The organism is Faecalicatena faecalis, assembly GCF_012524165.2.
Lineage (GTDB): Bacteria > Bacillota > Clostridia > Lachnospirales > Lachnospiraceae > Faecalicatena_A > Faecalicatena_A faecalis.
Genome location: NZ_JABACJ020000006.1, coordinates 93,531 through 117,641, shown reverse-complemented (window position 1 = coordinate 117,641; position 24,111 = coordinate 93,531). Strand labels below are relative to the sequence as shown.

21 protein-coding genes are annotated in these 24,111 nt (G+C 41.7%); 9 read left to right on the top strand and 12 right to left on the bottom strand.

What is annotated here, in order from left to right; translation table 11 throughout:
- Positions 1-89: 89 nt before the first annotated feature.
- The 9 genes from HGO97_RS08605 to HGO97_RS08565 all read right to left on the bottom strand — a co-directional run bounded on the left by HGO97_RS08605 (position 90) and on the right by HGO97_RS08565 (position 15,843).
- Positions 90-1,031, bottom strand: a complete 942-nt coding sequence (locus HGO97_RS08605; protein WP_246597367.1) for a sensor histidine kinase — start codon at positions 1,029-1,031, stop codon at positions 90-92.
- 72 nt (positions 1,032-1,103) lie between these two features.
- Positions 1,104-1,853 carry a response regulator transcription factor gene (locus HGO97_RS08600; RefSeq protein WP_246597366.1) on the bottom strand — a complete coding sequence of 250 codons (750 nt, stop codon included), beginning with the start codon at positions 1,851-1,853 and terminating at the stop codon, positions 1,104-1,106.
- 267 nt (positions 1,854-2,120) lie between these two features.
- On the bottom strand, positions 2,121-3,083 hold the full coding sequence (locus HGO97_RS08595; RefSeq protein ID WP_216240897.1) for an AP2/ERF family transcription factor: 963 nt from the start codon (positions 3,081-3,083) through the stop codon (positions 2,121-2,123).
- Between the two features lie 34 nt (positions 3,084-3,117).
- Positions 3,118-3,516, bottom strand: coding sequence for a lipocalin family protein (locus HGO97_RS08590; RefSeq protein ID WP_216240896.1), 399 nt, complete (start codon positions 3,514-3,516; stop codon positions 3,118-3,120).
- An 88-nt stretch (positions 3,517-3,604) separates the two neighbouring features.
- Complete coding sequence (locus HGO97_RS08585) at positions 3,605-4,168, bottom strand: hypothetical protein (RefSeq protein WP_216240895.1); 564 nt, start codon at positions 4,166-4,168, stop codon at positions 3,605-3,607.
- A gap of 11 nt (positions 4,169-4,179) precedes the next feature.
- Positions 4,180-4,686, bottom strand: coding sequence for a hypothetical protein (locus HGO97_RS08580; protein ID WP_216240894.1), 507 nt, complete (start codon positions 4,684-4,686; stop codon positions 4,180-4,182).
- A 120-nt stretch (positions 4,687-4,806) separates the two neighbouring features.
- The gene (locus tag HGO97_RS08575; RefSeq protein ID WP_216240893.1) at positions 4,807-5,364 is read right to left on the bottom strand and encodes a hypothetical protein; all 558 of its coding nucleotides are present in this window, start codon (positions 5,362-5,364) and stop codon (positions 4,807-4,809) included.
- Entirely contained in the window at positions 5,361-14,432 is a 9,072-nt protein-coding gene (locus tag HGO97_RS08570) for an Ig-like domain-containing protein (protein ID WP_216240892.1), read from the bottom strand. The genes HGO97_RS08575 and HGO97_RS08570 overlap by 4 nt, the downstream gene beginning before the upstream one ends.
- 589 nt (positions 14,433-15,021) lie before the next feature.
- The gene (locus tag HGO97_RS08565; protein ID WP_216240891.1) at positions 15,022-15,843 is read right to left on the bottom strand and encodes a tyrosine-type recombinase/integrase; all 822 of its coding nucleotides are present in this window, start codon (positions 15,841-15,843) and stop codon (positions 15,022-15,024) included.
- 203 nt (positions 15,844-16,046) lie between these two features.
- Between HGO97_RS08565 and HGO97_RS08560 the strand changes: the two genes are divergently transcribed.
- Positions 16,047-16,601 (top strand): M48 family metallopeptidase, encoded by a 555-nt coding sequence (locus tag HGO97_RS08560; RefSeq protein ID WP_216240890.1) that lies wholly within the window; start codon positions 16,047-16,049, stop codon positions 16,599-16,601.
- 126 nt (positions 16,602-16,727) lie between these two features.
- Here HGO97_RS08560 and HGO97_RS08555 read toward each other — a convergent pair whose 3' ends face one another.
- Positions 16,728-16,916, bottom strand: coding sequence for a DUF6472 family protein (locus HGO97_RS08555; RefSeq protein ID WP_216240889.1), 189 nt, complete (start codon positions 16,914-16,916; stop codon positions 16,728-16,730).
- Between the two features lie 3 nt (positions 16,917-16,919).
- Complete coding sequence (locus HGO97_RS08550; protein WP_216240888.1) at positions 16,920-17,525, bottom strand: Maf family protein; 606 nt, start codon at positions 17,523-17,525, stop codon at positions 16,920-16,922.
- Positions 17,526-17,712: 187 nt separating this feature from the next.
- On the opposite strand from HGO97_RS08550, the gene HGO97_RS08545 reads away from it, so the two are divergent.
- Together HGO97_RS08545 and HGO97_RS08540 are read left to right on the top strand one after the other, a co-directional pair.
- Positions 17,713-17,889, top strand: a complete 177-nt coding sequence (locus HGO97_RS08545; protein ID WP_216240887.1) for a hypothetical protein — start codon at positions 17,713-17,715, stop codon at positions 17,887-17,889.
- 54 nt (positions 17,890-17,943) lie between these two features.
- Positions 17,944-18,081, top strand: coding sequence for a YobA family protein (locus HGO97_RS08540; RefSeq protein WP_216240886.1), 138 nt, complete (start codon positions 17,944-17,946; stop codon positions 18,079-18,081).
- Positions 18,082-18,145: 64 nt separating this feature from the next.
- Here HGO97_RS08540 and HGO97_RS08535 read toward each other — a convergent pair whose 3' ends face one another.
- Complete coding sequence (locus HGO97_RS08535; RefSeq protein ID WP_216240885.1) at positions 18,146-19,336, bottom strand: ATP-binding protein; 1,191 nt, start codon at positions 19,334-19,336, stop codon at positions 18,146-18,148.
- Between the two features lie 284 nt (positions 19,337-19,620).
- Between HGO97_RS08535 and HGO97_RS08530 the strand changes: the two genes are divergently transcribed.
- The 6 genes from HGO97_RS08530 (at position 19,621) to HGO97_RS08505 (ending at position 23,541) form a co-directional block, all read left to right on the top strand.
- Positions 19,621-20,100 (top strand): MGMT family protein, encoded by a 480-nt coding sequence (locus HGO97_RS08530; RefSeq protein ID WP_216240884.1) that lies wholly within the window; start codon positions 19,621-19,623, stop codon positions 20,098-20,100.
- Positions 20,101-20,193: 93 nt separating this feature from the next.
- Complete coding sequence (locus tag HGO97_RS08525) at positions 20,194-20,664, top strand: GNAT family N-acetyltransferase (RefSeq protein ID WP_216240883.1); 471 nt, start codon at positions 20,194-20,196, stop codon at positions 20,662-20,664.
- Positions 20,665-20,740: 76 nt separating this feature from the next.
- On the top strand, positions 20,741-21,190 hold the full coding sequence (locus tag HGO97_RS08520; RefSeq protein WP_216240882.1) for a GNAT family N-acetyltransferase: 450 nt from the start codon (positions 20,741-20,743) through the stop codon (positions 21,188-21,190).
- A 174-nt stretch (positions 21,191-21,364) separates the two neighbouring features.
- A complete protein-coding gene (locus HGO97_RS08515) occupies positions 21,365-22,240 on the top strand; it encodes a CPBP family intramembrane glutamic endopeptidase (protein ID WP_216240881.1) in 876 nt (291 codons plus the stop codon).
- Positions 22,241-22,305: 65 nt separating this feature from the next.
- The gene (locus HGO97_RS08510) at positions 22,306-22,782 is read left to right on the top strand and encodes a GNAT family N-acetyltransferase (RefSeq protein ID WP_216240880.1); all 477 of its coding nucleotides are present in this window, start codon (positions 22,306-22,308) and stop codon (positions 22,780-22,782) included.
- 36 nt (positions 22,783-22,818) lie between these two features.
- Positions 22,819-23,541, top strand: coding sequence for an AAA family ATPase (locus tag HGO97_RS08505; protein ID WP_216240879.1), 723 nt, complete (start codon positions 22,819-22,821; stop codon positions 23,539-23,541).
- Positions 23,542-24,111 lie beyond the last annotated feature (570 nt).

Sequence of the window (24,111 nt, the reverse complement as noted above, 5' to 3'; positions counted from 1 at the left end):
TACAAGAAATCCCTAAAGTTCCTTAAAGAAATAAAAGTTATGCACATTTCGGAAATATCGGCTGTGCATAACTTTTATTTTTGTTCTTTTCATACGGCTCTTAACAGAAACACCTGAACCCGGGTCCCCTTTCCTTCCTCTGACTGTATCTTAAGATATCCGCCCTGTTTCATAATAATCTCACGGGTCAGATATAGACCGATTCCTACACCTTCCACATGATTGGCCTTCTCTTCCCTAAAAAAGCGCTTACACACATCGTTGATATGTTCCGGTGCGATTCCTACTCCATCATCCTTCACCGTAATTCTGGTATACATCTCCATCGGCTCCACATAAATCAGTACTTTTCCACCAACATTCGTATATTTGACAGAGTTATCCACAAGATTGAAGATTGCTTCTGCTGTCCACTTTTCATCATAACGCAGAATCAGCCCCTTGGGGCAGTCCAGTTCTATACTGATATTCTTTTTCAACGCCTTAATTCTCGCATTCTCTACAACTTCAAACAACGTATCTTTAATGTCATTTTCTTCCACATGAAGTTCAATAATATTGTTCTCCAGACGTGACATCTGCACAAGAGACTGGATCAGGGAATCCAGCCTTTTCACCTGTTTCTCCATCGTCTCCAGACACTGTTTGTGCATCTCCTCTGAAAGTCCGGGGCGCAGGGCAGTGTCACAGTACATCGTAATATTGGCGATCGGTGTCTTCAACTGGTGCGAAATGTCAGAGACAATACTTTGCACCTGTTTTTTCTGGTCCTCACTTTCCCTTGCCGCGGCCTCGGTGATTTCTGAAAGTCTTTTCAATCTCATCTGGATTTTGGAAAGTAACGTCTCCTCTTCAAGTTCAAAAACAGAAGTCCCTTTTCCCTTTAAAATCATATCTATAGAATCACAGACTTGTGTTGCAAAAGCAACGTATTTTCGTCTCATGTGAACCCACATGGCTGCACAGATCAGGACTATACAAAATACCGCAGCAGCGGCACATACAACTACAAAGGCCATCCCATTCTCCATGTTTCCCGTACCTCCTTCTCTTACCTATTGAACTACTCATGTTCCATAAGGTCCAACTGTCAAGTGTTGTATCTACCCTTTTTCAGCACCGATCCACCGGTATCCCGTTCCATAAACAGTCTTGATATAAGTAAATTCCTCATCCGATATTTTTCCACGCAGGCGGCTTACAAAAATCGTTAAGGTATGTTCATCCACATAATTCTCATCCTTATCCCACAATTCTTCCAAGAGGACCTGTCTGGTCAGAACGGTTCCCGGATTCTGGCAAAGTTTGACCAACAGCTTGAATTCCGTCGGGGTAAGAGAAATCATCTTGCCATTTTTTTCCACTGTATAGCTTTCAAAATCAATGACCAGATTGCCAACTTTCATAGATTTTGCTTCGTCTTCCGCTGTCTGATATCTCCGAAGGACCGCATGGACCCGCTGAAGAAGTACCTGTACATTGAACGGCTTCGTAATATAGTCATCCGCTCCCGCCTGAAAGCCGGCAATCATATCCTCATCCATATCCTTTGCTGTCAAAAATATGATAGGAATACTGAGACTGGCACGTATCTCCCTGGCAAACCGAATGCCATCTCCATCTGGAAGATTCACGTCCAGAATCAACAGACTGAATTGTCCGCTTTGTGTGTCTCTGGTAAGATATCCTTTTGCTTCTTCTATATTATGTGCAATAAGGACAGAAAAACCGGACAATTCCAGGTTAATCTTTACTCCCTCGGCAAGAACTGTATCATCCTCTGTGATTAAGATCTTACATTGATTCATTTCATGTACCTCATACCATTTATGTTTTTCCTCTTCATATCCCATTGGAGAGGACTGCTGCATACTAATTACTTCTCAATTATAATCAGGACTGTGGAATATATCAAACACTTCCTTTTGGAAATGTACTGTATAAAAAATAAAAATCTTGAATTAGTCCCCTCATCTGGGAAATAATCAAGATTTTTATATCTAAGTAATGTAGTTTCATACCTGCATCTTCAATATTAGCTTTTCTTTACCAACTCTGTCATCCGTTATGAGGCACTAATCAAATAGAATCACATTATCCCCATAAGCAGTCTCATCTAATTACTCAACAGACAGATCTTGTCTTAGTTCTTCAATATTTGTAAGGACCTCTAATTGACCATGTACTTTTTCTACCTCAAAGATCAGGGGATGTTCCTCTCCCCATTCGGCTTCTCCCAAGGCTTTTTGACTCCACACATAATATGCCTCTACGAACCCATCATGAATCAAGCGCTCGGCCTCCAGCCTTGCGTTTACAGCCTCTTCAAAGCTGTCGTAGGTTCCGATACAGAATTGTTTTCTCTTGAATCCTATAGCAGCCCTATATCTGCCGTTGCGCCTCCTGCAGATTCCCCGGAATCCACTGGTATTATCCCGCCGATATTTCCGCCTCTCCAGAATTTCCACACAGGTTCCGTCGATTCTATGGAGCATATTAGGAATATTCTTCTGGGCTTTTTCTTTTAAACACCCACAGCTCTTACAGGTTCCCCGAACTAAAGCATCCTCTGTCACTTCTGCGGTATTTCCGCAATCGCAAAGACAATGCCAATATACACTGCCCTTATAATCTCTTCTATTCAGAGGATAAAGTGCCGTCAGCATCCCGAATTGTTGCTTCGTAAGATCCTTCCGATTATATAGATGTCTATGAATCGGATTCTTACAGCTTTTTGTTTTTCCGGATTTTAAGACATGTGCGGAGATGACCTTCTCGGTACCGCAGGAGCAGCGGCAGGCCCACATGACTCTTCCATTTTTATTCTCGGCACGATGCAGGACCGTCCACTCTCCAAAGCGCTGTCCTGTCAAATCTTCCGCAATGGAACCACTTCTGGCATTCGTTTTAGGAATGCATCCACAATTGGTCACAGTACCTCTAAGCAGGCGTTTCGTATTGACGAATGCCTCACCCCCGCATTCGCACTCGCAACGCCAAACATAATACCCGTTTTCAGTCTGATCCGTCCGCTCTACTGCCTTTAAAAGTCCGAACTTCATATTTTTCAGGTCACGAGGCATATAAATCCCTCCATCATATGTATGAATATCCTGATTATTTCTTCTCGAACGTCATTGAGGTCCCCACTGACTCATCGATAAGAGTCAGCTTACCATCTTTAATCTCGGCCTCCTGATCTGTACCGTCCAAGGTCAGGGTATATTTTCCAGATTTTTCTTCCCAGGTACCCTCTTTCTTCTGACCCATCATGTTTATGGAAAATGACTTATCCTCTTTTACAGTTATTTCCATCACCAGAGAGTCTGCATCCTGCCCCAATTGTTGGGCAAATTTATCAAAATCAACTGATACTCCCGCTGTCTCCACGTTTACGACCTTCCATGTTCCTATAATCTCAGGTGCAGAATCCTTCTTTCCTCCGCATCCAGCCAAGGACGCCATTGTCAAAATAGACAGCAAAATTGTCATTATCGTCCTTCTGTATTTTTTCACTTCCTTTTCCTCCTATGTATAAAATCTCTATTTTACGATTTTATGGTATAAAAATGGCCGCCACCATTTTGACGGCCATTTTCCTACGTTATTTTTCTTCTTTTCGGACTTCCAGTATCGTCTCTGAACTGCCTCCGTTTAAAGGCTGTGTCTTATCTTCTAAAGAAAAAGTATCCATTTTGACCAGAACAGGATATGCTCCTTCTTCCATTTTTCTGACCAGCGTTACTTCTGTAATGGCATCCCCCGGTGGAACCAGCTCACTCTCATAGAGAGTTTCCCCTGTTTCCTTTAATACCAGTGAGAACCTGAAATAACATGGATTTGTCTCCGGATTCCAGAGTGCTGCATACAGCTTATCACTGCCGGCTTCCATAACAAGCCCTTCAAAACCCGGCAAGGCAATTTTCGTCGGATCCATGTCCTTTGGCATCTCTATTTCCGGGTTATACTTTCCGGCCCCGGGATCGATTCCCAGTTGTGCCGGCTGCTTGTCCCTGTTTATGAAAAACAGCAGGAAACATAATGCAGCCAGAACAGCTATGGAACAGAGCAGTATCAACAGTTTTCTCCTGCTTTGGTCCTGATCTTCATTTTTGGGGTCTTTTTCTTCCAAAACGTTCACCTCTTCCTGCCGTTTTTCTTCTTCCATTTATAATTTATTTAGTTGCCATATGAAATTGTATAAGTAAGAACATCTGTATGAACACCAGCTGCTGTTGCCTTACCAGTCAATTTTGCAGTTCCTGCCTCTTTTGTATGGTCCTTTGATAAATCAGACACCTTTTTTAATGTATCAGACATAAGATTGGAACCATAGCTTAACGTATAGCTAACCGGATCAGAAGAGTCTGCCAGTTGCAGATTGTATACGTTTTGGGATTCAACAGACACAGAAACCGGTGTTGAAGAGTCAGGCAACTCACCAGCTTTCTTTATCAGCTCAACGCTTGCATCGATTTCCTTGTTATCATCTGTAAATACGATGGAAGATGGGATAGTTACCATCCAGTCCGGGTTTGTCGGATCTGTTGGATCAGGAATTTCATTTTGGTTGCTATAAGATACGTTTGTTGTTCCTTTTGATTCTGCTGCGGAAACTCCTAATGTAGTCATAGAGAGTCCCATTGTCATTACCATTGCCATTGCCATTACTTTTTTTGCTTTCATTCTAATTTCCTCCTAAATGTAAAATTTTGTTTTTCAGAAGCCCGTAGCTCCCTGTGCATTTATATATTCTGCCTAAGCAGTAATATATCTTTAAGATTGTTTTTAATTCCCATGAATTGGTCAGCTTTTCTTTCTTCGATTTCTTTTTATTCTGCAGATGCCTTCACAGGCCACCAGGGCTGCCAGCATGAGTCCAAGATAGATCTGTATATTGGATGCATCCCCTGTCTTAACCGTATCTACCGGTTTTTTATTCGAATTCTCCTGCTGACCAGGAATTTTCTCAAATACAATTGCCAAACTGCTGTTCGTCTTTCCCATTTGAATAGAAAGACTTTTCCCCTGCATCTCATCTTTAAGATCCCGGGAATTCCCGTCAGCTTCATATCTGGCTGACTGCAGGCGGTATCCCTTATATGGCTCCACCCGGAAAGTCTTTTGTGCTCCCTCTGGCAGGTCATACGTAATGATTCCCTGCCTGATGATCTGTGTACCATCCAGGACACGGCCTCCACCACTGACACTGAGTGTCAGTGTGTGGAAATCAGCCTTTGTTCCAGGTTCATAACTCACATAAATCGAAGCACTGTTTTCTTCCGCCTTAACTGCCTGGCTGGACACTACAGTTCCCGCAAGCAGGAGGCTCGCCGTTAATAATATGGTCATTATCCTTTTCATGGCTGCCCACCTCCATACTTGATTGTAAAGTTCATTGTTCCCTGATAAGTATCTACAGGCTTCGTACGGTCAATCTCTGTCTTTATCATCAGACTGCCGCTCTCCTTACCTGCCTTGCCATACTCGAGGGTCATAATCGGCACCTGTGGATCTTCATACTTTGTGCCATCTCCATAATAAGTAAATGCTTCATAACTTCCTTTAGCTGCCGTCAGAACGATCTTCTGGTCCGGATAAATCTCTACTGACGGGATCTTTTCCGGCTCGGCATCCCCGCCTGCGTAAAGCGTTATCTCCTCTTTGGCTCCTGCGTATGTATCATCCAGGTCCCTGAGGTCCACGCTGGCAGGTATCATTACAACTGCCGACGGTTCATTTAAGACGTACACTTTTGCCTCATAATCAACACTCTTTCTTGTACCGTCGTATTCCTCATACCATACCTTAATGCCGACTCTACTGGCTTTTCCTGACACTCCTGTATCCACACTATCTACATTAATTTCCAAATCTTTACCTGCAACAGCTACCTCTTCATCCTTATAATTCAGATAAGAAGCCGATACATCCAGCATCTGAATCACTTCTTCTTTAGAAGCCCCTTTCTGAACAGAAATACTATCATTGAAAGTGGCTGACGGTATTTCATTTACACGAATGGTCCTGGTCTTGGTAATGCTGTTATTCGGGGCCTTTGTCTTATCATCTGTTGCTCTTAATACTGCTTCCACAGTCCCCCGACTGTCTGTCACGGCCGGAGTATCTACACTGACTACTGCCGCTTCTTCTGTGATAACTCCAGACTCATCGATCCGCTGATAAAAAGCTTCTACCTGATAGTCCTCGGCCAGCGTACTTCCCACAAAAGTCGTGAGTTCAGAGAAATCTTTAAATTGAACCTCTCCCTGTACAAGGACTTTAAAACTCTTCACATCTTTCGGCCGCGGGTTTCCATCCTCATACGTGGTATAGTGATGTAAACTTTCCACGGCAAGATCTTTCACAGAAACATGATCAAGAGAAAGATCCGCGTTCGGATCTGACAGATCCGCTGCCATATAATGATAGCTGCCGTCTGTATCCTGATGTCTTGCCTGGATTCCTGAAACGGTAAAGACTCCTCCTGATGCCTGACGGCGTTCAAGGACATCTTCAAGCTTCTGGAAATCAGCATCTGTGTTGCCAAAACCAAACTCTGCCGGTCCCGCCACACTTAACTGGGCAACAGCTTCTACTGCATTCGCCCTCTTATCTGTTACACGATATGTAATCTCATACTTCCCGACTGTCTGCATCATCTGCATCAGTTCTTCATTCTCATATGTCCCGTTACCATTGCGGTCAATATCCTCTGGTACAGCCTTTTCATCCGCAGCTTTTGTAAGATTCGGTCCCTCAGTCTGCATGATACTCTTAACTTCAGTGGTGCTGATGTCATAGTCTCCTTTTATTACCTCCAGGAAGGGACTGCCAAGCAGATAGGACATTACATCGTCCGATGCATTTACAGGATCTGTACTCACTCTCTGGATATCATGTGTTGTAACTGTAGGAGGTGCACCCTCATAATCCTGAATATTGATTGTAATGTTACTCTCCACACTTTTAGGATCAATCCCAGTGAGCAGATCGTCCGTTGCTGTAACAACAGCCGTATAACTTCCCTTCTTACCGAATTTTACATTGCTTAAATCAATGCTTACTTTTCCTTCTTTCAACAGATCAATGCTTGTCGTTGTACCATCATATGCTGCATGCACAACATCGGATGATATCTTAAGGGAATCCTTATAATCCTCCAAAAACTGTTTTTCAGGATCCTGGTCCGCTTTCTTGTAATTAACTGACACATTAATATTTTCCACTGACAGGTTCGGATTTCCATGGAGCAGAACCTTACTGCTTGCGCTTCCCAGAGCGCCTTTTGGTGTTATAGCAGTATATTCCACAACGTAATATCCTGGGTCACTCGGAGACGTACCTGCTATTGGTGTCTTACTTCCATCCGCTTCCACCTTCCTGAACCACGCACCCATCGATCCATCACTATAGCTACCGTGTCTTGGACTCGGTTGTCCACCCGGAATATCAGACGCCTCATCCCAGTCATAACCGGTCGCGCTCCAGATCTGAAAATCTCCGACTCTGTCCTCCTGGTCAATAACACCTAAGCGAGGAAGGGAATGTACCTTGATAAGTATGTCCTTTGTTGCTTGTCCGCCTTCTGAATCCTCAGCCTGCAATGTCACTCCCCAGGTTCCCACTGTATTCAGACGCCCTTGTGAATCAACCGATGGCAGATTGCCGCTCACCTTGATAGAATCCAAATCCAGATTGCTGTAATCATCACTGATTGTTACACCTGCATCCTGGAAAAGATCGAAAGGATCTCCCTCATTTTTCTCGATATTATTTGCGGTAATCACAGGCGGCTGTGAAATTACAAGGCTCACCTTTTTGTCAGCCCTACGGGATGTGCCGTCCGGCCTTTGGTATGTCACACTAAGCTCTGCCTCTCCTCCTGCTTTACTAAGATCCACTTTGCTGAAATCATAGACAATCTCCCCTGTCAGGTCGTGTCCTGCTTCATCTGGAAGATCGATCTTTGCAGAAGCCTTGATAAATGCCTTAAGCTCCTCTATCGTACTGTTCTTTTTCACGGTTACCGAATCCGGTGCTGTGATAGACGGCTCCCCGTAAAACCAGATTTCTTTTTCCAGTGTCTCTTTATTCCCCGCATCAGAATGCGTGATTGTATCTTCTGCCTCATAAATGACCGTTTCTTTTTTCGCTGTGTCAGAGGTCAGTGTTCCTCCCCTGTTATTGGTCACTGTAAGCGCTGTCATTTCTGGTTCTTTATCTGTAAACGCCTGCATAAATCCGGCTGTTACTGTATCCAGGTTCACCTCTTCGTTTACCCAGTATTCTTCCTTTGCAGTCGCCCCGGCAAAAGTTATCGGCCCATGTACCAGAATATTCTGTACGAACTCCTCATCCGGACGAGGATCTGTTGTGCCCGGATAATATTGGAAATGATGCGTTGTACTGAATGTTACTTGTGTCGCACCAACTTTCGTCATATCTGCTTCGGTTCCCGCAGGTACCGTCACTGGTGATTCATGTCTGGTAGTACCATCACTGTCAATATGGTATGCCAGAACTCCTGTAGGAGCGTAGTTTCCACTTTTCCGCTGTCGCAGATTCACAATTTCATCTGCAGGTGTTCCGTCGGCAATATTTTTAACAAAATGAGTCCTTCCTGCCACATGAATGAGCCATTCAGCCTGTACGTAGTTATTTTCTTCATCAACTGCATAATAGATCATACGGTAGATTCCAATGGTTTTCAGCATTTGTTCTAATGCCGCTTCATCTTTAACATCAATCTCATCCTGGTTTGACAGATCCGCCGGGTTCACCTTATAGATTTCTTTGATTCCACTCTCCTGAATTCCTTTCCCGGAATCCATCGGATTTCCATCCTTGTCAAAATCATAAATATTGGCAAAATCCAGAAGCTCCTGGTAAATTCCGCCTGCAGCTGCAATTTTGTCATTTTCTATCCTGTCAAGACTGCTTGTAGGGAATTCGATAACAGGGGGCTTTCCTACTACCTTCTGTACGGTAAGATACAGGGTCAGTTCCTTTGTCTTATCTGTATAATTCTCCGCCTTATCTGTTACCTGCAGCTCCAGCTCCAGTGTTTTCCTATCCTCACCTTCCTTAAGGGAAAAGTCTAATGCACTGATATCCGTCTTAGCGGTAATTTTATCGCTCAAATCGATGTGGGTGATATTTCCGTCTTTATCAGGTGTATCTACCCCCGCCTTCAGATCAAGCTGTTTTCCATAAACCTTTAAAAGCTCCTCCAGGTTTGCAAAGGATGTCTGTTTTGCAGAGTCGGGTATCGCAATGTTATTTCCAGTGAGATCCACCTTTCCTCTTATATATACCGTGCGGTTCACTGTACGGCTTCCGCCTTTTGGCGTCACAGCCTCATAATCTCCGTTGTATTTCCCTGCTTTTTCAATCCCTGTAACCGGTTTTCCTTCTGAATCTACAGTATTTACAAGACTCAGGCTCCCCGTCGTATTGTCTGCCGGATCAATCAGTCGTTCCTGGGGCTTTCCATTAATCTGGTCAGATGCTTCCTGCCAGTATACCTTTATATCCTGATAAGGATCCAGGCTGTTATCCAGACGCTCATAGAATGGAGGCATATTCTCTGTATCATATTCGTCTCCTTTTAAATCCCTGAAAACAGGCAGTCCGTGTACCTTGACCCGAATTTTCTTTTCAGCCCTGTTTCCATCGGAATCTGTATAGGAATAAATGACCTCGTAGGTACCGATCGTAGTCGTTTTCCCTGACATGTTAATCCTGAAAATGTCAAAAATTGATTTGCTAAAAATGTCCACCGGAACCGGATTGTTTACCTCAATCTTGTCCAGACTGATATCGGTGTCATGGTCATCCGTTACACTTACGATATTCGGATCCAGCGGGTTCCAGATATCTCCCACATTCAATTCCACATCGTCCGCATGGATTACCGGTGCATCGTTAGATTCAACATGAATGTCAACCCGTTCCTTCACCCAGACATCACTTATCACTTCATACGAAAGTTCTACCTGTGTTTCTCCCGGTTTTACTGCCGTCACTACCCCATTTTTATCCACAGTTGCTATAGATGGATCCATAGAAACGTACTGTATCTTCTGTGGAGGATCTGCGGGTTCAAGTGTGTGGCTTATTGTCTCAGTCTTGCCCTTCCGTATCGTATATTCCTTTGTATCCAATACAATCCTTTGTGCCTGAATAACACCCAGGTTCAGATATTTCAGTTTTTCCATGCCGTCCAGGCTGATCTCTGCAAACTTCTCCTGTTCTTTATCGCCTTCACGCTCGATAAAATACGATTGTCTGCTGTTTTCCACGCCTGATTTCCTATAAAAGGTCCTTCTATAAGAAGACTGTGTTTCTGGTAAAGTAATCCGAATCCCTGTATAAGGCTTCAGGGATGGTAACTGAAAACTATAAGTACCATCTTTGCTCTCAGCCACATCCTGATAACTGCCATCTTTCTTCTCAAGTGCTATGTCGAACTTCTGCCCTGAATCAGCCGTCAGCAGGTCTTCATCTTCATCCATCCGTCCGTCCTTATTCGAATCCATCCAGATATTACCATTTACTATGCTATCGGTCAGATGCACTTTAACAGTATTTGTTGGCAGCATACCAGGGAAGCCCTCATGATCTTTGTAGTTAACGTATGCAAATATTTCATTATTCTGAGTTCCCACCTCCTTCTTTTCTGTGAGAGATTCCAATGTTGCATTCACAGAAATCCTCGCATCGCCTGGTACATGGTCGGCCGAAACACGAATCATGGTTACCTCGCTTAAATCCTTAACCTGGTCTTTAGGAACATACATCCCCGGGGGATCCTGATGGCCCGGCAAAGCCACTGTCGCCGAAGGATCCGTGGAAAAATCAATATTTAAACTGCCTTCTGTCATACTTGCTTCCACCGTCTTAAGGGCAGCATCCCACTCATAATGTTCACTGGCCACACCATAACTTTTCCCCTTTCGAGGAATCGGTATATACATCGAAAATCCATCAAACGGACTAGCGTCGTTAACAAAATTCATGGAAGTAAGGTAAGATTCACCGTCCTGTACGGAAACCTCTGTACTCAATACCTCGGATGATTTCCCCACGCGGGCATTATAGATCCTCTCCCCACTCTTCAAAATATCCATGGCTATTTCGGTAGGGGGAGTCACAGTTACTGGTATAGCAATGCCATCATCCTGTATTTCTTCCATATTATTGCTATTATTCTGTGTATAATATGTACCCTTTGACTGGTGTTCCTTAAGATAATAGTCGAAAGTATTGCTAAAATCATAATACTCTTTTATCTCTGCCGTAATATTCCCTCTTGGCGCGTATATTTCAGCAGTCGCAATAAACGATTGATCCAAAATTATTGCTTGCTTTGATAAGTATAGGGCCGGGTCATACAATAGACCCGTTTCTGATTTCGGATCACCATAATACTGAATTTTCACTATATATGTATCGTCTGACTTTCCTTTTAACTGTGTAATCTTTGGCTTTTTGTCTTCATACCCTTTTAATTTGTAAGTATCCTTTTTCATAGTTAAGTAATTTGGGATTTCCAGATAAAAGGTTGGATTATAAATCTTAAACTCCTGATACCAATTATTTGAATAGTACGAAATATACCTGCCCGAATAAAGCTGCGACGGCGAAAATTTTATTTCTACTTCTGTTTTATCTGGAACAACCAGTCCAACATTTTGCTTTCCCCCTCCAGAGAAACCGCCCAATCCAAACTCACCATATTTATGTAGTTTAAAAGTTTCTGAAACATGCTGGGCCTGTACCAAATCCGTCTCAGTGACCTTAACACCAATCCGGTCCTCTGTATCCTCTGTTATATCGTAATTATATTCATTCGAATTGTATTTCCGCGCTCCCAGTTCAATGCTTTCGGCATCGTATACATCCTTCATGGAAATCTTCAATGATGTGAAATATATATTATCACCCAGCAGCTCTAACAACCCCTGCTCTGATGTCTGCTCTTCAGGATGAGCGTTCGTGGTATAAGTATAAGATCCAAATTTCGCCGGATCCCCGTTGTATTCAACCCTATTAATCCTCATATTGTCCGGGAGCTCCACTTCCAGATCAGCCGGAGCCGGTTTTAGAGCTGCTCCTCCCGAGCTGGCACCAAAATTCAGGTAACAGAAATTCTTATATGCTTCCATATCTGGATAATACTCAGCCTCAGGCTTCTCGAAACTTATTTCCATTAAATCAGAAATTATTTCCTGCACTACCGTTACTTCTCCAGACTTGGCAGTTATAAAATTCGTAATTTGCCCAGGTTCCTCAGGTGCTTTTGCTCCAATTCTTGTCTTCAGTGTAACTGCCGCTTTCACAGCATTTCCATCCAGCCCCGAATCCTTTACTTCACCTCTAAATTCTATGGAACATCCCTGAAGTGCATCCTTTTTTAATCCATTTTTAAAATGCAGACCCCAGGATCTTAAGTGCTTTTCCTCACCAGGCTGGTATACTACATGATTGCCTTCTAACTCTGTTAGCGTGTATAGCTCCATACCCCCACTGGTTGTATAATAAAATTCTGCTCCTGTACTCTTCCAGTCACCAATAAATTCGAAAGAATTAACATCGAAACTTCCCTGCTGCCATTCTCCATCCAGCATAAACGCTTCATTGATATCATTGTATGTATCGGAACCTCTGCTGAGCTTATATAATAGTGTGTCTGTGCTCCCCTGAACGACTCTCTCTCCATCTATTCTCAGTCCCGTATCTGCGCCCCTAAGCTCAATAGAGGCCCCCACTTCACCATCCAGCGTCCTAAATGGAACCCCCAAATAGCTGCCTTCAAAATACGGATTTATAATAGAGAAGATTTTTTTACCAGCAAGATGTTCTTCCTCTGTCATATCATTTTCCAGCCGGACCCTTAAATCTTCCTTTAGCTGAAATTTTTTATCATTGCCCTTGGCCTTGGTATTCTCTACCAGAGGCATAACCACCTCTCTTGTATTCGTGTTATAATACTCTGGTGAGCCTGCCCATATCAAACCTTCTGGAAGAATGAAATGGTAATTGAATGCTCCTAATGCAACCTCTCCCAAAATGCCTTTACTCTTGGAGACATTGATGACTCCCCCATACGCTTTATCTGTCAAAATATAGCTTCCATCTTTTTCCTTTGTGGCATAAGCTGCACTGTAACTTACTTCCTTGCTGGAATTAAAGCTTGAAGTATATTTAATGACCGGCTGAACACAATACGCGGTAACCTCTATCGGTTTTCTCTCTAACCCGTTCGGTCTTATTTCAGCAATCCATTGAAATTGCCCCCGGTGTTCCTGAATAATACGTTCTTTATTTAGCAAGATTGGCAGTTCCATCTTCAATACCTGAGGATCCTCATCCATATCCTGAGTTAACGTTGTATTATATGGATAAAGAAGTGAGCCGTCCGGCTGGATATATTGGTTCGCGGCTCCCGGCAGCACAAGGTATTCCACTACTTCTGCCGGCATGTAAATCTCTCCAGAAAACCAATCGGTAGTTTCATCGATACCATATGGCGATGTCATCTCAAAATGTGTATATAAACCATTAAACGACTCAAAGTCTACCGGATTACCTGGCTCACCAATATCTATGCGGCCAGAATACGTCATTGAGTAGATAGATGCAGTAAATGTAAGCTCATCTCTGGCCTGTATCTCCTCACTCGCACCATTCTTATACTCTGCGCTGATCTTATAATTGCCGCCTGTATCCGGCTTTGCCTTTTCCCGAAATTCCTTCTGGGAAATACCGAGATCCAACTCCATGTCTCTCGCTGTAACCGCATCCGCTAATACCAGGGTTACTGTCGTTCCGCCATCACTGCTGCTTTCCTCTTTTATCTCTGTCAATATGTCTGAGACAGGCGGCTTATCAGACACCTTGATGTACTGAGGAAGATTCAGAATAATGCGATTCCCGCTCGTTCCTGCTGGCAACACCGTGTGAATCGATATGACAAAGCTCTCCACCTCCGAAGACCAACCCCGTTCTTCCATCTTAAGGCTTCCTGCTGCCAAAACCTGCGGTGTCTCTTCCTTCGGTTCTGTCCCTTCAAGAGCATCCTGTGATGTCTCTCCTGGCTTAGGCTCCCCCTCGGTATCCTTCGGTCCTCCTTCTTCTGGCTCTGTCGTCCCCGCAGTATCCTTCGATGCTTCTCCTGGTTCTGTCTTCCCTGCAGTATCATTCGGCTCTTCTCCTGATCCTGTCGTCCCCGCGGTATCCTGCGGCTCCTCACCTGACGGTGATTCTATATCCATTATCGGTTCGGTGTCAGATGTCTTTTCCTGGACGCTGTTCTCTTCCGCCTTTACATAGAACATGGTACTTTGTACCTGATCTACAATCAGACAACTCAGCATAAGGCACGCAAGTGCACGTCTCAATCTGTGCTTTTTTCTCTGATTTTTCATTTCTTTCTCCTTTCCTTCATAAATTCTATAAGAGAAATCACATTCTCTCTCTCTAATTCCTATTCTGGTTCCCAATATTCCATATTACACATATTCTCCATCCCTCTTTCTCCTTCACTTTAAATTTGCTATTATATAAATCAACTCCAGGCCAAGAAGAATGCACGTTTTCCCCCTGCCGGACAAAAGTTTTCTATATTAAAAGCACCACATAATATTCATTATGTGGTGCTTAATTCCTAGCAAATTAGCAGCAGGACTTCATTTAAATAGTTTATTTGTTTCTCCATGAAACTGGAGATCATAATATTTCATATAAAAATGGCAGAAGGCTTCTTGAAGAGTACTATTAACAATCTTCTCTCTGGAGGCTTATTTTTGTTACCAGAAACTATGAAATAGAAATAAGCATATCGATACATAACTGACTAAATTTTTTACCAAATGACAATAAACGACAAATCCTACCTATTTGCTTGACAATCATGTTTTTATATGCTAATTTATGAATATGTATAAATCTGTTTTTAACTGCAGAATTTTGAATGGTTACAACATAATGAATATTATGTTGTATTTTTTATTATTTCTAAAGTACTAATCCTAATTGTTCTATTTGCTGTCTGTGTTCCACCCCCGATGAAATTGTATAAATTCTTGTTGTATTGATATTGCTGTGCCCCAAAAGATCTGCAAGTTTTGATATATCTTTTGTGATTGAATAATAGGTCTTTGCAAATAAATGACGCAGGTTATGAGGAAAGACCTTTTCTGTGGAAATATTTGCCTTTTCTGCTATTCTTTTCATTGCAGACCACAGATTACTTCGATCAATCGCCTTCCCATTCCTTGTGACAAAAAGACTACCATTTCTTATTTGATTCTTTTTTGCATAATACAGCAGCTTCATTTTTAATTTGTGTGGAATCATAATTACCCGAATCTTCCCTTTATTATGGACCCGCACCTGCCCGCTCCTTACTGACTCTACCGTAAAATATTCCAGCTCCGAAACACGGATTCCAGTTCCACAGATTGTTTCCATCATTAATGCAAGTTTGCCATTCCCCTTTTCTTTGGCCGTTTCTACTAATCTTTGATACTCTCTTTTGTTCAGATCTTTTTTTGGCTCACAAAAAATTTTTCTTTGTATCCGAACTGGTCTTACTTTGTATGCCTCCATATCTATGAATTTTAGATACTGATTTAATGCAGCAATCATAGAGTTTACACTGTTAGGGGAATAAAGTCTGATCAATTCTTCACGATACCATCTTAAAGATTCATAATCTATCTTATCTACCTTATTTAAAAAGAAATTTACATCCCTCATATATTTACTTACTGTATTATGTCCGCACCCTTTCTGATAAAGGTATTTCTCAAATAATAGCATGCTTGTCTGTTCCATTTTCTGTCTCCCTCTTATGCTTTTTCCATATTTTAACTGAAATTAATATAATTGAAAATATATAACACTATATCTTCATACTTGCTATTATCACTGGTTTCACCTCTTTCTATCCACAAAGACCTGATTTTTATCTGCCATAGTCTTCTCTCTTCCTTGCACTTTACCTGCCTCCCTGATAAACTATTCAGGAGGTGATTACAATGAACCATCCTTTTGAATACGAGATTATATATAGCAATCGTAAGACACTTGCCGTTCAGATAACACCAGACGGTACAGTAAAAGTCCGGGCGCCAAGAAGATGCCCGAACTCCACAATAAATCATTTTCTCCAGGAGAAACAATCCTGGATCTTAAAATATGTAAATAAAGCAAAACAAAATCCACTCTCCGAGAAGCCGCCGCTTCCCCCCAGTGAACGGAATCGTTATATCAAAATTGCCCGGGACATCTTCACCCAGAAGACAGCCTACTACGCCGGTATTATGCACGTAACCTATGGGCGTATCTCCATCCGCGAACAGAAGACCCGCTGGGGAAGCTGCTCCAGCGAAGGGAACCTCAACTATAACTGGCGGCTCATATTCGCACCGGAAGAAGTCCTGAACTATATCGTAGTACACGAGCTTGCCCACCGCAGGGAGATGAACCATTCAAAGGCATTCTATGCAGTCATAGAATCCATTCTGCCGGAATATAAAAAAGCCCAGAAGTGGCTCCGTGATAACGGAAGGTCACTCTGGACAGTTGTATAAAGTTAACTAATGTTATCTAAAGGAGTCGTGTCATAAACTGACACAACTTCTTTCAAAAGCAACATTATTATTTCTAATTTAAGAATATTCTGAATATGTAGTTCAAAGGTGCCTGCCCCTTTTGAACTACATCTGCTTCCTCACAATCTTATACTCATCCCCAGACCGGTAATAAGGACAGGAGTGGAAATCTCCTTTCACAAATCGTACCATCTCGTCCTCATCCAAATTCTGGGTACAGACGTAACACTCATAATCCTCATCATACTCATAATTCATACAATATTCGCAGTTCGAAGCTTCCCGATTTTTCATATATTACTGCCCTCCTTCTTTCTCCTGTATCACCTTGAGCTGTTGATACACATAAGAAACCGGCAGTCCGACCACATTGTAGTAATCGCCCTCTATCTTATCAATGTAAGGGGCAAACTTCCCTTGAATTCCATAAGCACCTGCCTTGTCCATAGGTTCACCACTCTTGATATAAGCGGTAATCTCTTCCTCATCCATCTTATGCACATATACCTTTGTTTCTACAGCTTGATTATATGTCTTTCGGATGCCTTCCTTATCAAAATCCAGCATTGCGACTCCGGTAAATACCTGATGCGCCCGCCCCTGTAAACTCATGAGCATACAAAATGCATCTGCCTCATCCTTTGGTTTACCTAAAATCTGTTCATCTAATACGACGACTGTGTCCGCCCCGATTACGATCGTGTCTTTCAGAACACCCTGCTCCTGTAATTCAGATGCTACGTTCTCCGCCTTCATCAGCGCAAGCTCCTTCACAATCTCCTCTGGTATCTCACTCTCGTAACGTTCTTCTTTATGGCTGACAACAACCTCAAACTCCAGTCCGATCTGCGCCATCAGTTCCCTGCGGCGCGGGGATGCGGAACCAAGTATTATCTTCTTCATAGTTCAAATGCCTCCATCTTTTCAATGGTAATATTGTAACACGGAGGGGCAATCATGAAAAGACTGAAACTGATGATTGATAGTTCCCAACGATTCCTGTATCCTGCGGTTAGGAACAGTCAAGATTATTCTTGTTGAGGTGCAGACAATGAAAAAATGTAAGACTCCCCTGTTAATAGCAATACCTGTGATAGCTGTAATTATCGGATATCTTATCGGTTATAAATATGCCTATCACAAATTTGAGAATTCTTATCAGAAAATGATAGATAGAACATTTACTATTCCAGATACGATCAGTAAGGTATATAGTACAGCACAAAGCCGCAGCCTTCTTGTAGATGGGTTAGAAACGAATAATTAAAACTACCGGGGAAAATTTGATTTGTATATCAGCGACAAAACAGATTTTAAATGTATGGGGAACAACATCTCTTTTTCAGATTTAGAGGCAGGCGACTATATCCTTGTCACCTATGCTGGAACCGTTGCGGAATCTTACCCCGGACAAATCCATGATGTTTTAAGGATAGAACTTCTGGAGGATAATCTTTAACATGATTTTAAAACATACCGCACTGACCTGTATCATAATCCTCTAATACAGGTCAGTGCGGTTTTTATTTCAGAAGCCAGTCAAGTACATTGATCTGTTTGATCCCGTTATATGATGTCAGCGGTGTAAAATCCATGGTTAACAGATATTTAGGATTGTGATCATGAATAGCCTCTAATGACGACAATTCTCTTTTCAGCGTATTTGAATCCATGACAGTCTGAGATACCTGATAGTACTCCGCTCCTTCCTCATTGACTGCTATGAAATCCACTTGTGCATCTCCTACTTTACCTACACTGACTTCATATCCTCTGCGCAACAACTCCAGATACACAATATTCTCCAGAATATGTCCCATGTCTGTCTGCCTTGTACCGAGCAGAAAATACCTCAAGCCGATATCTGCAGCATAGTATTTTGCTCCTGTGGTTAAATACTGCTTCCCTTTTACATCATAGCGATCGGCCTTATAGATAATAAAACTGTCTTTCAAGGCTGTAATATAACTTTCAACAGTTGGAACACTGATCTTGCGTCCGGCAGATGTCATAGAATTTGCAACTTTTCTGGCAGAACACATATTGCCGATATTGTCAAACAAAAACTCTATGACACTTTCAAGCATCGTAGGGTTGGTAATCTTTCGCCGGGTGACAATGTCCTTCATCAAAATTGTATTGTAAATTCCCTCCAGATAAGCCCTGATATCTTTCTTCCTACTGAGTTCCAAAGTGCCAGGAAAAGAACTGTTCGTCAGATAGTTCATATATAAAGCAGGCATATTCTGATTATCTGGAAACGCAGAAACGTACTCTTTAAAAGATAGTGGAAGCATTTTAATCTCCACATATCTTCCAGACAGCAGAGTTGCAAGTTCACCAGACAGCAGAAAAGCAATAGAGCCTGTTATATAAAGATCCACATTTTTCTTCACATACAACCAGTCTACCGCTTTCTGAAAATCTGATATCTGTTGGATTTCATCTAAAAAAACATAATTCATCGTATCTGGCAGGAGCTTTTCACACACATAATCATACAACTGTTCTTCATTTTTAATGATACGAAATTCTCCACCTTCTAGATTGATAGAAATAATCTGATTTTCTGTCACTCCATGATTCAAAAGATATTTCTGATATAACTCAAATAAAGTTGATTTCCCACACCGCCTGATTCCTATTATCACTTTAATGATATTCTTATCTTTAAAATTAATTAAATCCTCTATATACTCTTTTCGTTCAACCATATTGTCTCCTTTCTTTAAATTCATTTTATCATTTTTGTTTTATCATATCAACTTTGTAAATTCTATTTTACATTTTTTGTTTAATAATCTGTTTTGTCAATCCAAACTAGATATTCAGCAATCATATATTCAATTCACTATACATGATTGTACACAAAAGCTATCGATATTATTAACAATTAATTTTCCTGCCATATACCAGCCTGAAAATCATTTTTTTCAAACTGTCTCATTGCATAGCACAACAAAACAAGCTATCCTATATAAAACAGGAGGTGGCAGATATGTCAAACGAAGATAAGAAAGATTTTAACGCTATGCTGCATGATAGCAAGGATATGCCGAAATTTCAGACAATCACAGACCAAAAAAGCATTGAGAAATATGGTGGAAATAGAATGTACTTTGCCCCGCCGATTGATTATGACAAGGTGATGAGACTGGTTCCCTTTGGGAAAGTAATCACAGTTGGAGAAATCCGTGAATATTTTGCGCGGTTAAGCGGTGCAGATTTTACAGAACCTATCACAGCAGGAATATTTGTGTCCATTGCCGCATGGGCAAGCTACCAGCGTACTGATGACGAAACACCTTATTGGAGGACATTGAAGGCAAACGGCGAGTTAAATCCGAAGTATCCCGGCGGCGTTGAAGCACAGAAGGAAAAACTGGAAGCCGAAGGACATACGATTATTCAAAAAGGAAGGACCAATATCAAATATTTTGTAAAGGATTATGAAAAATTTCTCTTTGAATTGGAGTAAAAATTTGGTATCACAATAATCCCCCCGAAAAAACATGATATACTAATGTATTACAAAGTAATTTTAGAATACATTTTGAGGAGAGATACATAAATGAGCCTAAAAAGAGCATCTTTATCGGACCTGAATACAGTAAAAATAATTTCTACAAAAACAATATCAGAAGTTTATCCTCACTATTATCCGAAGGGGGCTGTTGAGTTTTTTCTTGAACACCATAATGAACATAACATTGCTGATGATATCAAAGAAGGCTGCGTATTCCTCTGCTCAGATGCCAGAGAAAATATCGTAGGCACTGTTACGATCAAGAATCATGAAATATGCCGCCTGTTTGTACTGCCTGAATACCAAGGGAATGGATTCGGCACAGAAATGCTTGATTATGCTGAAAAAGTTATTTCAATTAAATATCCAGAGATTGTTCTTGATGCTTCATTGCCGGCAAAAAATATTTATCAAAAAAGAGGATACACAGAAATGAAATTCCATACGATCAAAACAGATCATAATGATTTTCTGTGTTATGACGTTATGGTGAAACATGTGAATTCTTCTGTTTAAGACTCGCGGTAGTTCAAACATATCTGTTATAATCAGAAAATGAAGAAAATACTTTTGACAAAACAGAGGTACCTGTATGGAATTGAACATAAAAAAGTTTAACGAACTCACTCTTGATGAGCTCTATGAAATCCTAAAAGTCCGCGCAGATATTTTTGTAGTAGAACAAAACTGCGTTTACCAGGATCTGGATGATTTAGACAAGTGTGCCATTCATATTTATCTGCGTGATGATAATGGAATTCAGGCATACCTGCGCCTGATTGCCCCCGGAAAGGTCTATGAGGAAGCCGCAATCGGCAGAGTCCTTTCAAAAAAACGCCACTTCGGCCTGGCAACACAGATCATACTCGCCGCAATCAAAGAAGCACAACAACAAATGAATATTGGGAAAATCAAACTTGCTGCACAGGTCTATGCCAGATCTTTATATGAAAAAATCGGCTTCACGCAATGCAGTGATGAATTTCTGGAAGACGGGATTCCACATATAGAAATGATTTTGGAAATATGTGAGTCTTCCTAGATAATATTTAAACCGTCTTCTTTTGTAGTCACCTTTACAGTTACCTTTTGTAACCACCCTTTCTGATTACATAACTTTTTATGTCCATAACTTTTGATTGCGAGGACAATGGAAAAACGATATAATAATTTCAAAAATTTTGAACTTATCGAAGAAGGAGAGGAATTATTTACAATGAGTCATTCAGAACGCACATCATCTGTACCAGCTAAATTAACCACAAAGCAGGCCATCCTGGGCGCTGTACTGGCATACATTTCCCTGATCATCTCACAGCTGGCGGCTGTACTGGTCAGCCAGGGAATTGTCCGGCTTGGGGTTCCGTCAGCAGTTGGAAGTGCTATTTCCGGAATTCTTTATATTGTGCTTGCATTTTTATGTGTTTCACTAATATGCAGGAAATGTTTTAAATCAACCATGGATTCCTGCAGGATTACAAAGTTTTCTGTTAAACCTATCTGGGGGATTACTGCCTTGATCTTACCCTGTATCATAGTTTTCATCTATTTTATGATGCCGGGGCATCTTAAGAATACAGTCATGGACGCCGGAGAACTCTGCTATACAATTACGAATGCCGTCATTTTCTATGGACTGGCTGCGGGAATTGTGGAAGAAGTAATTTTCAGGGGAGTGATTATGTCCGCACTGGAGCAGCGCTGGAATCGCTATATCGCGGTGATTGTTCCATCCGTAATATTTGCGCTGTCCCATGTCATCGGAGCGGATCTGAATTTTGTATCCATCCTGCAGCTTTTAGTGGCAGGAAGTATGGTCGGTATCATGTTTTCACTTATTACATATGAAAGCGGCAATATCTGGAACAGCGCCCTGATGCATATCATCTGGAACATCGTGATGATCGGCGGTATTCTGCATATCGGTGTGGAAGAAAACAAATACTTCCTTTTTAACTATGTATTGGACAGCCATTCCTTTGCAATAACGGGAGGGGACTTTGGTATCGAAGCCTCTGTAATTGCAATCATGGGGTATCTTATTTTCTCAATCCTTGCTATAGTATTGTTACAAAGAAGAAGGCTTAAATGAAATATGAAACTTCTTCCGGGACAATGTAAACCCACTGACAGATTTATATCAGGGAGAAATCAACCATGAGTATAACAATCAGAGAAATGAAAACGGACGAATCCCCTCTGTTAGAAGACTTTTTATATGAAGCGATCTATATACCGGAAGGTATGGCCCCTCCACCCAGATCAATCCTCGATACACCCGAGCTCCAGGTCTATATTTCCGGCTTTGGAACTCAAATACACGATAAGGCCATGGTCGCGGAAGTAGATGGAAAAGTGGTTGGTGCGATCTGGGTACGTATCATGAATGACTACGGGCATATTGATAATGACACTCCGTCACTCGCCATCTCCCTTTTTCAGGAATACCGCGGTCTAGGTATCGGAACAGCATTAATGCAGAAAATGCTTGATCAATTGAAAGAGGATGGATACCGTCAGGTCTCTCTGTCCGTGCAAAAGGATAATTATGCTGTAAAACTCTACCAGAAAACCGGGTTTGAGATTGTGAGCGAAAATGAAGAAGAATACATTATGATAAAACAAACTATATGAATGCATAGTCAAAGCCTGACGGAGGGATCATTCAACATGAATCACCAATTTATTCAGAAAATTTTTATTGACTGGGACAGGATTTCTCCCCGCAGCTATCTGCGTAATATCGATGCAATCCGAGGTCTGGACAGTTTGGAATTTCGAAAACCCATCACCTTTTTCGTAGGGGAAAACGGAAGCGGTAAATCTACTATGTTAGAAGCGGCTGCAATTGCTTCGGGCTTCAATCCAGAAGGCGGCACGAAGAATTATTCCTTCTCAACATATGACTCTCATTCCGAATTATGTGACGCACTTCGGATTTCCAGAGGTTACAGAAAGCCGGGCTGGGGATATTTTCTCCGTGCGGAAAGCTTCTATAATGTGGCAACAAAGGAAGAGGACTATGCCGACCCGACGCATCCTTCTCAAGAGCTGCATAAGAAATCACATGGCGAGAGCTTCCTGGCGATTGCACAGAGACAGTTAAAACCTAACGGATTATATTTCCTTGACGAGCCTGAGGCGGCGTTGTCACCACAAAGACAATTGACACTTCTCATGGAAATATACGAGTGTGCCCGGCAGGAATCACAGTTTATCATCGTGACACATTCTCCTATTTTACTGGGAATACCTGATGCAGAAATACTGAGTTTCGATGAGGGGCAGATGCATCCCTGTGAGTATGAAGAGACTGACAGCTATCAGGTTATGGAAATGTTTATTAATAACAGGGAGCAGATATTGAGCAGACTGATTGAATGCGAAGAGTAATTCCGGCAGACTATACGAGCAGGTAGTCTATTTCTACTATCAAAAAGGGGACTTGATTTCTCTTGTCCCCACATGTATAATCGAGATAGAAAAGGTAATCAGATACAAAATCTGATGCCCTCAGTAAATTTTATATTTTTGAAGGATAGCATTCACTTTAGGCGGTGGGATGCTATTTCTTTTTATTATGCTGGTCTATGTAGGTCAGTGCCGCGAAAACAACGAGCAGTAATGTTAATACTTCCAGTGTATTCATGGGCCTCACCCCTCTTTCGCAGAAACTAGAGGGCATTAGAAAATCGCATCCTTACCTCTTCTATTCGATTATTCTATTAGTATAACATCGACTCTGACACGCATCAATGTAGTACACCTTCACTCATAAGTCTGTTTCTACTATCAAAAAGGGGACTTGATTTCTCTCATCCCCCCATGTATAATCGAGATAGAAAAGGTTCTCAGATGCAAGATCTGATGCCCTCAGTTATTAAGTGAATATACTAGATTTAGCATCCAACTTTCTCAGGGCGGGATGCTATTTCTTTTTGTTATGCTGGTCTATGTAGGTCA